Origin of the sequence: Proteus faecis, from assembly GCF_030286765.1 — a bacterium.
GTDB classification, from domain to species: Bacteria; Pseudomonadota; Gammaproteobacteria; order Enterobacterales; family Enterobacteriaceae; genus Proteus; species Proteus faecis.
The window spans coordinates 147768-160784 of record NZ_JASVWV010000011.1 but is presented as its reverse complement, the minus strand read 5'-3'; the positions used below and the strand labels follow the sequence as shown (position 1 = coordinate 160784).

General features: G+C 39.1%; 12 protein-coding genes. 8 read left to right on the top strand and 4 right to left on the bottom strand.

Annotation, left to right across the window (positions count from 1 at the left end; all coding sequences use genetic code 11):
- Positions 1-185: 185 nt before the first annotated feature.
- Complete coding sequence (locus QSH13_RS14470) at positions 186-845, bottom strand: GntR family transcriptional regulator (RefSeq protein ID WP_109397742.1); 660 nt, start codon at positions 843-845, stop codon at positions 186-188.
- A gap of 466 nt (positions 846-1311) precedes the next feature.
- Here QSH13_RS14470 and QSH13_RS14465 point away from each other — a divergent pair, with 466 nt between their 5' ends.
- From QSH13_RS14465 to QSH13_RS14435, 7 genes are all read left to right on the top strand, one after another.
- Entirely contained in the window at positions 1312-2562 is a 1251-nt protein-coding gene (locus QSH13_RS14465; RefSeq protein WP_109407126.1) for an NRAMP family divalent metal transporter, read from the top strand.
- Between the two features lie 13 nt (positions 2563-2575).
- A complete protein-coding gene (locus QSH13_RS14460) occupies positions 2576-3367 on the top strand; it encodes a LamB/YcsF family protein (protein WP_109407127.1) in 792 nt (263 codons plus the stop codon).
- Positions 3364-4170, top strand: a complete 807-nt coding sequence (locus QSH13_RS14455; protein WP_286039311.1) for a putative hydro-lyase — start codon at positions 3364-3366, stop codon at positions 4168-4170. Before QSH13_RS14460 ends, QSH13_RS14455 begins: the two co-directional genes overlap by 4 nt.
- 14 nt (positions 4171-4184) lie before the next feature.
- Positions 4185-5762 carry a 5-oxoprolinase subunit B/C family protein gene (locus tag QSH13_RS14450; protein ID WP_286039310.1) on the top strand — a complete coding sequence of 526 codons (1578 nt, stop codon included), beginning with the start codon at positions 4185-4187 and terminating at the stop codon, positions 5760-5762.
- A gap of 16 nt (positions 5763-5778) precedes the next feature.
- The gene (locus QSH13_RS14445; protein WP_286039309.1) at positions 5779-7524 is read left to right on the top strand and encodes an acetyl/propionyl/methylcrotonyl-CoA carboxylase subunit alpha; all 1746 of its coding nucleotides are present in this window, start codon (positions 5779-5781) and stop codon (positions 7522-7524) included.
- A gap of 260 nt (positions 7525-7784) precedes the next feature.
- Entirely contained in the window at positions 7785-8582 is a 798-nt protein-coding gene (locus QSH13_RS14440) for a sulfite exporter TauE/SafE family protein (protein WP_286039308.1), read from the top strand.
- A 104-nt stretch (positions 8583-8686) separates the two neighbouring features.
- On the top strand, positions 8687-8917 hold the full coding sequence (locus QSH13_RS14435; protein WP_109397736.1) for a hypothetical protein: 231 nt from the start codon (positions 8687-8689) through the stop codon (positions 8915-8917).
- 38 nt (positions 8918-8955) lie between these two features.
- Here the strand turns inward: QSH13_RS14435 and QSH13_RS14430 are convergent, their stop codons facing one another.
- A complete protein-coding gene (locus QSH13_RS14430; RefSeq protein WP_109397735.1) occupies positions 8956-9396 on the bottom strand; it encodes a PACE efflux transporter in 441 nt (146 codons plus the stop codon).
- 110 nt (positions 9397-9506) lie between these two features.
- Here QSH13_RS14430 and QSH13_RS14425 point away from each other — a divergent pair, with 110 nt between their 5' ends.
- Positions 9507-10409: a LysR family transcriptional regulator gene (locus QSH13_RS14425; RefSeq protein WP_109397734.1), complete on the top strand. Its 903-nt coding sequence runs from the start codon at positions 9507-9509 to the stop codon at positions 10407-10409.
- Here the strand turns inward: QSH13_RS14425 and narL are convergent.
- Both narL and narX read right to left on the bottom strand, forming a co-directional pair.
- On the bottom strand, positions 10406-11059 hold the full coding sequence (gene narL, locus QSH13_RS14420; protein ID WP_369961695.1) for a two-component system response regulator NarL: 654 nt from the start codon (positions 11057-11059) through the stop codon (positions 10406-10408). The two genes, QSH13_RS14425 and narL, sit on opposite strands and share 4 nt — an antisense overlap.
- Positions 11060-11084: 25 nt before the next feature.
- Entirely contained in the window at positions 11085-12890 is a 1806-nt protein-coding gene (gene narX / locus QSH13_RS14415) for a nitrate/nitrite two-component system sensor histidine kinase NarX (RefSeq protein ID WP_109397732.1), read from the bottom strand.
- Positions 12891-13017 lie beyond the last annotated feature (127 nt).

Below are 13017 nucleotides of genomic sequence, written 5' to 3'. Positions count from 1 at the left end.
GAAGTGAAACGTTGTAGCGCCGATGGTAGTGTGGGGTCTCCCCATGTGAGAGTAGGGAACTGCCAGGCATTAAATAAGACGAGAAAGCCAACCCACTGGGTTGGCTTTTTTGCGTTTGGGGTTTTTAAAAAATGAGCAATTTTCTGAATATAAAATGCCCTTATTGAGGGCATTTTTATGATCTTTTAGCAAAAGTTATGACGAGAAAACGCAGCGAGTACGGTTCTTTCTGAAATTTCTAAATAGCTTTCCATTGCTATTGCTGCTTCTTGAGCTTTTCCATCTATTAAAAGCGTTAAAATGTGCTCATTTTTCTCAATATATGGTGCATGTAGCAATTGAGGATCGTTTAATAAACCGAAGGCTAAACGTAATTCTGCTAGAATCAGTTGGTACTGTTTAAATAATCTAGGACTATCTGAAAGTTCAACAATTGCGGTATGAAAATGCATATTACAGGTTCCTACACCGCTCCAATCTTGTTGTTTTTGAAAAACTTTTGCTTGATTAACACTATCTTGCATTCTAACAATAGCGGGATGCATAGGATAAGAATGTCGTAGAGCATCACATTCAATTAATCGCCTTACACGATAAATATCCATGATACTTGCCATATCTGGTACAGAAACAAAAACACCGCGATTAGGCTTATAAGTTAAAAGCCCTTCTTGGGTAAGAACACGAAAAACCTCTCTTAAAGTATTACGTGATATCTCTAGCGTTTCACTTAATGCAGTTTCTGATAATCTTTCACCAGGAGGTAATTCTCCAATAGTGATTTTTTGCCGAATAATATTTGCGACTTTTTGAGAAAGAATTTGTGGAGATGTTTTTTTCTGCATTATCTTCTGCTTTATCTTAATAGAAGCGTCTATTCTATCAGTGTGTTTTGTAATATATAACCTCTATTATGTCACTCTGTCGTACTTCTCACTGTATGAGTATGACTGTCTATTTATTTTTATCAAAAAAACTTAATTTTTTCTCACAATAATTTAGTGATTAAACTTATTTTTCCTTTAATTTAGTGCACTATTTTTGTGCAACTGATCTTTCTATGCCTTATTTAAGTGCATATTCATGACTAACTAACGAGTTATTATTGTCAATAAAATGTTAAAAGTGAGATCTTCTTTGCACTTTTATCATCCCATATTTAAATCCATTTGCTTATTTATTCATCTATTATTATTAATTGTTCAACAATCTAATATCAGATGGTTAACAATTACGTAGTCATGCTCAACAATGGCATGTTAATTGCCTTAGTAATAATAATTAAAATAATGATGATAAAGGGGGTAGCTTATGGCTACACAAGATTCTGCAAATACAACATCAACTTCTTTTATAAAAAGTCGGCGTTCTTCATTAATAGCTGCCATTTTTTTAATGGCGACATCAGCAATTGGACCCGGTTTTATTACTCAAACTGCAACCTTTACTGCCACTATGGGAGCTGCATTTGCATTTGGTATTTTGGCATCAATCATTATTGACTATGTTGTTCAGCAAAGTATTTGGCGAGTGATCACCGTTACCAATATGCGTGCTTCAGATATTGCTAACAAAGCAATACCAGGTAGTGGCTATTTACTTGCTGTGTTAGTTATTTTTGGTGGCTTAGTGTTTAACGTGGGTAATATTGCAGGTGCTGGCTTAGGGCTTAATGCAATGGTTGGTCTCGACCCTAAATGGGGTGGAATGTTAAGTGCTTTACTTGCGATTTATATTTTCTCATCACGTAAAGCCAGTAATTTTATTGATCGTATGATTATCGTGCTTGGTATTGTCATGATCTTACTGACAGTTTTTGTAATGTTTGCTTCTAATCCTCCAATTGGTGAAGCATTAAGACAAACTGTTTTACCTGATGCGATTAACTTCGCTACGATCACTACAATTGTTGGTGGTACGGTGGGGGGCTATATCTGTTATGCGGGGGCTCACCGTCTTCTTGATAAAGGAACAACGGGTATTGAGAATATTGACGCCGTATCAAGTGCTGCAACCAAAGGAATTTTAGTTGTTGGATTAATGCGCTATATCTTGTTCCTTGCGATTTTAGGTGTGGTTGCCAGTGGCGTAACATTAGATATTTCTAGCCATGCGGCCAATCCAGCTTCTCAAGCATTTCAACATGCGGCGGGGTTAACTGGATTACGCATCTTCGGTCTTATTTTATGGGCAGCTGCATTAACAAGTGTGATTGGTGCTGCTTATACCTCAATGTCATTTATTACTGTATTTAAAAAAGGTATTACTGAGCGCCAACGTAATATCGCAACCATTATATTCATCGCTATTTCACTCGCCATTTATATGGTTATGGGAACTGCACCGGCTGCATTATTAGTCTTTGCCGGTGGTTTTAATGGCCTAATTTTACCTATTGGTATGACACTATTTATTTTTGTTGCATGGCGTCGCCAAGATCTTATGAATGGTTATAAATATCCATCATGGTTACTGTGGTCAGGTATTTTTGTCTGTGCGCTGACTTGGTATATGGGCATTATGTCCGTGGGGGCTATTTTCAATTACCTCAACATTGCTTAAGAGAATAATGACGATGATAAAAGTTATCGATTTAAATAGTGACTTAGGCGAAAGCTTTGGTCAATGGACAATGGGCAATGATGATGCAGTGCTGGAAATTGTCAGTAGTGCCAATATTGCTTGCGGATTTCATGCCGGTTCACCAGATGGAATTTTAAAAACATTAAAAGCAGCAAAACAACACAATGTCGCAATAGGGGCACATGTCTCTTATCCTGATTTAGTGGGTTTTGGTCGTCGGAATATGGATATCGCCAGTGACGAATTAACCGCAGATGTGATTTATCAAATAGGAGCTTTGCAAGGATTGGCTAAAGCAGTGGGGTTGAGCGTGACTTATGTTAAGCCTCATGGCGCGTTGTATAACACAATTGCTCATGATAAACGTCAAGCACTTGCGGTTATTGAGGCGATACTTGCTGTAGATCCTCAATTGGTATTAGTTGCTTTAGCGGGCTCCCCCTTAATTACACTTGCAAAGGAAAAAGGGCTTCGTGTTATTGCCGAAGCCTTTGCAGATAGAGCTTATCACGCGGATGGTTCGCTGGTTTCTCGTAAAAAAGAGGGCGCAGTTTTACATGATCCTAAACATGTAGCACAGCGCATGTTACAGCTTGTGCAAGAAGGTGGCGTTGAGTCTATAGAAGGTATTTTTACTGCGATAGAAGCTGATTCTATTTGTGTTCATGGTGATAGTCCTGATGCTGTAACGCTTGCTCAAAGTGTAAAAGAAATTTTGATTAATCATGGTGTTAGCATTAAACCTTTTGCACCTCTGTCACTTAAAAATGAGGTACAAAAATGAGTAATTTAATGCAAGCTACTGCGGATGCCATTGCTAAAGCACAAGAAGCTCGATTAGCTATTCGTAATGGTTTAGTAAAACCAACAGCAGGTATGGCGAAGGGAATGACCCAAGCTAATATGATTAGTTTGCCTCGTGATTGGGCATTTGATTTTCTGCTTTATGCTCAACGTAATCCAAAAAGTTGTCCAATATTAGATGTTTGTGAGGCTGGAAGCTATCGTACAGTTTTGGCGGAACACGCTGATTTACGTACTGATATTCCTTTGTATCGAGTTTGGAAAAATGGAAAATTGGTGGATGAAATCACGGATGCGACTAAAGTCTGGGAGCAACATCCTGATTTAGTCACTTTCCTTATTGGTTGTAGTTTTACATTTGAAACACCGATGTTAGAAGCGGGCATTGAGATCCGCCATATCACAGATAACTGCAATGTTCCGATGTATAAAACGAATCGCTTGTGTCGTCCTGCTGGACGATTAGAAGGTGAGTTAGTGGTTTCAATGCGTCCTATTCCAGCTGATAAAGTCGCGGATGCTGTGATGATTAGCGGACGTTTCCCTTCGGTACATGGTGCTCCTGTACATATTGGCTCACCTGATGCTCTAGGTATTAAAGATATTATGTCGCCAGACTTTGGCTCTCCAGTGAGGATTGAAGATGGTGAGATCCCTGTATTTTGGGCTTGTGGTGTGACTCCACAAGCGGCAGTGATGCGTTCAGGTGTTCCTTTCGCACTCAGCCATGCTCCGGGACATATGTTTATCACTGATGTACCTGATGCAGCTTATCATGTATAAGGGAGGATGATAATTTGCGCTTTTTACCTGTTAACTTATCTCATTTACTTGTCGAGCTTTCCTCTTTAAAAGAGACACTCGCATTGTATGAATCTGTTAAACAAGCGGATATTGCTGCTATTCAAGATATTGTGCCCGCTGCAAAAACACTTTTAATTCACTATACACCGTGGCTGATCACGGCTGAAGAGCTTGTGTTTCAGCTTCGACAATTAGAAGTCAAAGCGGTATCAGCACGTCAAACACAATCATTAACGATCCCTGTTCATTATCAAGGTGAAGATCTCAATGAGGTCGCTGAATTATTAGGGATCACAACCAGTGAAGTGATCCGCAGACACACAGAACAAACCTATCAAGTTGCATTTACTGGTTTTGCCCCAGGCTTTGCTTATTTGATCGCCGATGAAAGCCAGCTCTATGTACCTCGTCGTAAAACTCCTCGTACACGGATCCCTGCAGGCTCTGTCGGATTAGCCGGTGAATTTAGTGGGGTTTATCCACAACAAAGCCCTGGTGGTTGGCAACTTATTGGTACCACAGAGATAAAAATGTGGGATCTCTCTCGTGAACAGCCCGCCTTTCTATTACCCGGTAATGAAGTGCATTTTGTCGATGTACAAAAGACATCAATAACTGTTTCACTACCTGAGAAAAAATCAGCCATCACTTCTTCGCTCTCGTTAAATGATAAAGGGTTATATGTTATTTCAGCGGGGCTACAAACTTTATTTCAAGATGAAGGGCGTATTGGTGCGGCATCAATGGGCGTTTCAGCTTCAGGTGCACTTGATAAACCGGCTTTACATGCAGCTAATCGTTTAGTGGGTAATCCCACAACTTTTGTTGCACTTGAGATAACACAAGGTGGACTGACTCTTAAAGCACGACAAGATTGTGTGATTGCTTTAACAGGGGCTGATTGCGCTATTACGCTAAAACATGAGTCGGGAGAGAATGAATCTTTATCTGGTTATCAACCTATAGATGTTCGTTGTGGTGATGAAATTATTTTAGGTATACCAAAAGCAGGTGTGCGTAGCTATCTTGCCGTGAGAGGCGGGTTTAAATTACCAAAAGTGTTAGGTAGTTATGCGTTTGATACTTTGGCACAAATCGGCCCTAATGCTTTACAAGAAGGGGATGTTCTTCATCTGAATAATGAGAGTATCTCAAACGGTATTGTTGCCGATGAACAGCCAATATCTGCACTGCCAAAACAAGGTGATATCGTCACACTTGATATCGTTTTAGGCCCTCGTACTGACTGGTTTACAACTGAAGCGATAAAGACATTAACGTCTCAATTATGGCAAGTGACGCCACAGTCTAATCGTATTGGTTTACGTTTATTGGGTGAAATACCTTTGGCACGAGAACAACAACAAGAACTATCGAGTGAAGGTACTTGCATTGGTGCAATACAAGTGCCGATTAATGGGCAACCTGTTTTGTTTCTTAACGACCATCCTTTAACAGGAGGATACCCTGTTATTGGCGCTGTTGCTGAATATCACTTACCACTCGCAGGGCAGATCCCTGTTAACGCTAAAATTCGTTTTAACCCAATTACCGAATTTCAAGAATATTGATAGGAGAATGCCACTCATGACAACAATTAACCAAAAACAACGAGTGAAGCATAGAGTATTGATTGCCAATAGAGGCGAAATTGCTGTTCGTATTATTCGTGCTTGCCAGGATTATGGTGCCACTTCAATTGCCATTTATGCTAATGATGATATTGATGCACTGCATGTTCGTCTTGCTGATGAAGCTTATGGACTCAAGGGTAATTTGCCGAAAGAAAGCTATCTAGATATTAATAAAATTATTGATATTGCTCATAAAGCTAAAGCAACGATGATCCATCCCGGTTATGGTTTTCTTTCTGAACGAGCTGATTTTGCAAAAGCAGTACAGGATGCTGGATTTATTTGGATAGGTCCTAGCCCAGAAACGATTGAAGTGCTTGGCGACAAAGTGAAAGCTCGCAAAATTGCACAATCTGTCGGTGCTCCTCTTGTAAATGGCACCGCAGATCCCGTTAATGATGCTAAAGAGGTTCTAGATTTTGCCAAGCAATATGGCCTACCTGTTGCTATTAAAGCCGCTTTTGGTGGTGGTGGACGGGGTTTAAAGATCGCTCATAAAATGGAAGAGATTGAAGAGCTCTATCATTCTGCTGTACGAGAAGCTGTAACTGCATTTGGTCGCGGTGAATGTTATGTTGAGCAATTCTTAGATAAACCTCGTCATATTGAAGCGCAAATTATCGCCGATAAATTAGGTAATGTTGTTGTTGTCGGAACGCGAGATTGTTCGTTACAACGCCGTAATCAAAAGCTTATTGAAGAAGCCCCAGCACCTTATTTAACAGATGAACAACGTGAACGTATTCATCAATCAGCTAAAGATATTTGTGCTAAAGCGGGTTATGTCGGAGCCGGTACAGTTGAGTTTTTATTAAGTGCAAATGGTATTATCTCATTTCTAGAAGTGAATACACGTTTACAAGTAGAGCATCCGGTTACAGAAGAAACAGCGGGTATCGATTTAGTGATAGAGCAGTTACGTATTGCTGACGGGTTGCCACTCAGTATTGATAAAACCCCTGTTCCACGAGGTCACTCTTTTGAATTTAGGATCAATGCGGAAGATCCGGCGAAAGGCTTTTTACCTACGCCGGGTTTAATTACACACTTCTCTCAGCCTTCTGGTCCTGGTGTTCGTGTAGATAGTGGTGTTGCGGAAAATAATCAGGTTTCACGTCAATTCGATTCGATGATGGCAAAACTGATAGTGACAGGTGCAACACGTGAACAAGCCATTGCACGGGCTCGACGAGCGTTATCTGAATTTAAAATCGAAGGTGTGGCAAGCGTATTGCCTTTCCATTGTGAAATGATGGCGCATACCGATTTTACAGAATATTTTAAAGTGCATACCCGTTGGATTGAAACTGATTTTCAGGCGAAAAATAGCTATTTTCCTCGAAGCACTCCGGCAAAAAATGAAGAGCTCGTTCGTACTTTTATTGAAATTGATGGTCGTCGACATGAACTCGCTTTGCCTGCTCAATTATTATCACTCTCTGCGGTAGTACCAACAGCAATTAATGCCAGTCATGAGAAAAAAGAGAATGAAAAAGCAGTTACCGCACCAATCTCTGGTGTATTACATAGCTGGATCTTATCTGATGGTGACAAAGTCAAAGAAGGTGATGTTATTGCCATTATGGAAGCAATGAAAATGGAGGTTCAGGTGGTCGCTTCTCGTGATGGTGTACTTGTTCAAAAAGCCAAAACAGGTGATTACTTTTCAGCAGAAATGGTGTTAGCAGAAATAAACTAAAAACATTAAAAAATAAGCTACTGATTAATAAAATATTATCTGTTTATAATATCAGCCCCTTAGACAGACGGTTGCGGTCTAAGAAGTGGGAAGCTCGCCCGACAGGGCGGGGAGCAGTCACTATGAGGTCATTTCATATTAAGGGGCTTTTTTATAATAACTTTATTTATATTCCTATTTGTTATATCTAATTCCTTTTGGTTATAAGTTATTTTGCCTATAATCGAAGTTTGTTAAATTTTAACCAAAAAGGAAATTGGATGTTGCTTGTAACTCAACTGATTATTGGTGCTGCAATAGGGTTAGTTATTACAACGACCGGTGTAGGTGGTGGTGTTATTCTATTACCTGTTCTTATTTATCTTTTTGGTATGAATGCATTAGCAGCGGTTGCAACAGCAAATTTACTCTCGATGCTAATGAAGCTCTCATCTTCTTATATCCATTTTCGGTTAGGTAATATTCCATTAAAACCTGCACTATTGAGCTTAGGGATAATGTTTCCAGCAACATTCTTAGCAAGTTACGGTGTGACATGGCTGGGATCACAACCTCAATATTACGATCGTGTTGAATCGGGTATTAATATTTTAATGATCGTTACCATTGTGTTTTCATTGATTTTATTTTTACAGCGAATGTTAAGAAGATCAGCAAGTTCAAATCCTTTAATTGTTTTACCGCCACCTTCTTCAGTGACTTTTTCTTCCTTATTTGTGCCAGGAGTCAGTGCTGGGTTTGTTCTTGGTGCAACTGGTGTCGGAGGGGGATTAGTGGTGTTGCCTGTGTTAATGCGTTTTGCACAAATGGGCATTAAAGAGGCAATCGGTACTTCTATTTTTATTACCACGATCCTTTCAGGTGGATCAGCGATTGCTTATAGTGCTGGTGGTTATACTGATGTCCACACGGCACTTATTCTTTGTTTAGGCTCATTACTCTCCATTCCATTAGCACGCTATTTACTTGTCTATTTATCAGAGCGTTTTTTCCAATATTTAACACTGTCTTTTATTCTGATCAGCATCATTATGATGAGCTGGAAGTTAATAAATTAACTTAATGTAATATCGAGTGAGTCAATCTTTCTCTTATTGCCTTTAGTTAGACTAAACTTATTCTATCATCATTAGATTAACTACTAAGAGTAAGTAAAAACGAGATGAATATTAAAATAGGTGATGAGTTTTTAGTTTATATGGCGCTAGGTGAAGAGAGCTATATGAAAGAGTATTATCGTGTGATTGAAATTGATCCAACGCTTTCTCAAGTGACAGGTAAGTTACTAAGAAGAACGACCGCTGATGATAAAAATATTGGTTTAGGTCGTTGCGAATTAGAAGGTGGCATTGAACAATTTGCGTTGGAAGATATCTATCCTATTAAAGTGTGATCCAAATTACGGATCACACCCTTCAATTTACTTGTCATCTAGGCTACAGGTGCATTCTCAGGTAATGCAGATTTTGGTAAGCCAAAGACTTTGTCAAATATCCAGTTATAAATGAAGGTATAACAAGGGATGATGATGATCAGCGCAAAGTCCATAACTAGCGCTTGCCATAACGAAACATTAAGCCACCACGCAATTAATGGAATTAAATAGAGCACTAGTGTTAGCTGAAATCCAATGGCATGTACTAAACGGCGTCTAAAAGTTCGGATCCTCGAAACTTGTCGACTCTCCCAAAATTCAAATAGACAGTTATAAATAAAATTCCAACTCACCGCGATTGTGGTGATCACAAGCGCTAATGGGCCGGTTACTGCGGTTGAACTATCAGCCAAAAGTGCAAGCCCGACTGATGAAATAACCCACCCAAAAACCTCATATGCTGTTACGTAGATAATTTTTCGTTTAATACCTTGCATTGTGCTCTCTTTTTCTGTGGATCCGTGCCATTAAGCGTCGTAAGATAAATCAGTAAGAGTGATAGGAAAAGTCAGCTAGTATCAATTTAACTGAAACATCAGGAGTGAACATGCAGTTCTCAAGTGAACATATTGCGATATTTTTAGCCGTGATGGATAAGGGATCTTTCTCAGCGGCTGCACGTTCATTAAAACGCGTTCCATCAGCAGTTAGTATGGCGATTGCTAATATGGAAGCTGAATTAGGTTATGCACTTTTTGAGCGATCATCTCGAGAGCCTCAACCAACTGAAAAAGCAAAAGCACTTGAGCCTCATGCCAGAATGATCGCAGAGCAATTAAAATTATTACAAGTGCACGCACAAGAGCTTTCCATGGATCTTGAAAGTGTTTTAAATATTGGTGTTGCGGCTGATATTAATCCTGATTATTTATTACCTGCATTATCTGAATTAACCCAACGTTATCCATTACTTAATGTGAATGTGATAACTGCGGCACAAGACGATATTATTGAGATGCTACATTCGCATAAAATTCAATTAAGCTTAGTTTATGGGGGCTTGTATGTGAATGGTGATGAGCAATTTCAATATCTTGGTTCTGAGTCATTGGTGGCAACAATATCTGCAAGTCATATTGCATTAGCACACCCTGCAAGTGTGTTTATTGAAGATCTGGTCAATGTGCGCCAAATTATGATCGCAAGTCATACCAAAGAGTTAAGAGATGAGCGCTCATTAGTGGCAACGAATTATTGGCAAACCGATAGTTTTCAAATGGCTTTGGGTATGGTTGAAGCGGGAATGGGATGGGGGAATTTACCCTATTCGCTGATTTATGCTCAATTGCAAAAAGGTAAATTAAAACAGCTGCAGTTCAAGAATACGAAAAATGAGTTGCGATTGCCTATTCATGCCATGTGGCTAAAAGGGGAGTCGTTACAAAAAGGGGCAAAAGAGTTAGTTGAGCTGATGAGTACTCACCAGCCCATTGTACCTAACTTTAATTAATCGACGCGTTGTTGATGAACCCAAACAGCAACTTCAACACGAGATTTTAGCTTCATCTTTTTCAGTAGATGTTTTACATGCACTTTGACCGTACTTTCTGTGATATCAAGCTTACGTGCGATCATTTTATTTGATAATCCTTGTGCTATCAGTTTTAAAATATCGCGTTCACGCGGGGTGAGTTGCTCAATATCACGCTCACCCTCAGAACGATCTTCACGTAATGATTCGGCTAAAATAGGGGTTAACGTAGGGCTGACAACCATTTTTCCGGCGGCTGCTTGTTTTAGCGCTGCAAGTAATTCTTCAGGCTCCATATCTTTTAAAAGATAGCCATCTGCACCACGTTTTAACGCTGTGATTAAATCATCGCTATAATTTGATACGCTAAAAACAACGATCCGGCCTGATAACGACTTTAATCGAAGTTGATCAAGTGTTTCAAAACCATTCATTCCTGGCATATTCAGATCGAGTAAGATTAAATCAGGATCTAACTCTTCAGCGAGTTTCACACCTTGAATACCATCTCCAGCTTCCCCAACGACTGTGAGTGTTGTATCGAGGCTTAAAAGTTGTTTTACACCATTGCGTAGCATCGGATGATCATCAATGAGTAAAATTGTCGCTTTTTCTGTGGGGGATCCCATATTATTCATTACGACTTGCTCCAATTTAGACAGGGTCTTTATGAGTAGTTATTAATGGAAATTTAACAAATACTTGAGTACCGCCCTGTTCACGTACTTTTATAGTATAAGAACCATTTAAGCTATTTGCGCGTTCACGCATAATAATAAGACCATAATGATTTAATTTTTCAGGTTCTGGGCTAATTCCTTCACCGTTATCATTAATTTTTAGTTCAACCATGCCATTATTTAGAGATAAAGAGACTTCAGCCCAATTGGCATTGGCATGTTGTAAAATATTATTTAATGCTTCCCGGACGATTTGTACAACGTGAATACTTTGATGTGAATTCACACATTTTGCGGGTAATTGATAGTCAAAATTAATAGGGAAACCAAGGCGCTGATTAAATTCAGTCAATGTACTTTCTAATGCAGCAAGTAATCCTGGCTCGGTGAGTTTTAAACGAAACGTGGTTAACAGTTCTCTTAATTGACGATAAGCCACATTAAGCTCTTCTCGCATCTCTTTAAGGAGTTTTTGACAATTATCGGGTAAGGTTTCTGACTGCATCTGCAAATAGCTAACTTGCATTTTTAAACAAGAAAGCGATTGAGCAATAGAGTCATGTAATTCACGAGCAATAGCCGAACGTTCATCCATTAATAAAAGCTGCTGTTGTTGCTCGTTTTGTTGTTCCATTGCCAGCATTGCCGAGATCTGTTTTGTCAGCAATAACATTAAATTATTCTGTTCATCTGTTAGCGTGGTGTGTTCTGGTAGTTGCATGACAAATAATCCATAACGATGAATTTGATCAGCAAGTTCCCAATGCAATAATTCACTATGTAATGGAATGGTATCAGAAGAGGTATCATCACAACGTTCACATTGTGGATCAGGACAATGTTCGGCGCGTGGTTTAAGTTCTAAACTGATTTCATTAAATAGTGTGTGATGATTATCTTCATATAAACGTATCTGAAAATAAGTATCGGGAATGATTTGTTGAAGCTCAAATAATATCTGTCTTAATCGGGCACAAAGTGGTGCCGGAGAGTGTAATTGTTGGCTTGAATGATAGAGATAAGAGAGCACTTTATTTTTCTGTTGTAAGTCGTGAGTTTTTTCAACCACTCTTTTTTCTAATTCGCTATACAGCGTAGACAGCTCTTCTGACATGGTGTTGAGTGCAATACCCAATGTGGCAATTTCATCATGGTGTGTACGCTGGTGGAAACGTGCTGAAAAATCACCATGACCAATGGAATTAGCCATCGCCATAAGTTGTTGCCAAGGATGTAATAAACGGCGACGGAAATGCCAAACAGAGCCAAACAGTAATAACAGTGTGAGTGCCGTGAAAATAAGCTGGGTATAAGCCACCAGCCTGATTTTTTGTTCTGTAAGTTGGTCGATACTTAATACTAGTTTATCTAGCTGTGAAACAAACAAGGCAACTTCTTGTTTAGCTTCATCGCGTTGCTGAGCATAAAGTAAGGTTGGTTTTAAGGTATCTTTCCAGTATGTATTTAATTGAGCATATTGTGATTGTAGCGATTTATTGCTTAAGACTTGACGTAATTCACCACTGTCTAAGTCGGTTTCTAATTCGTGAAGATAATAACGATGTTGTTCATCTAGAGGTAAAGCAGATAGCAAGCGATAGCTTTGCATTCGCAACGATCCTGATTTATTAATGGCATGAGCATTACCTTGCACACTCAAAATAATATGGTTAGAAATCGCCATTCCTACCACACCCAATAGCGTGAAAAGTAACATTAATATCGCTATCTGATTAATAATTGAAAAACGGTAGTGCCATTGGATTTTATGTGTACTCATCGTTATTTTTCCAAGTTTATTCTGGCGCTATATTGCCTTAAAAAGACACCAAATGTCATATACTACTAAAGTATTACTCCTAAATATCCAATGGGGATAATTTCACTTCTAAATTATAGTGTTTTTA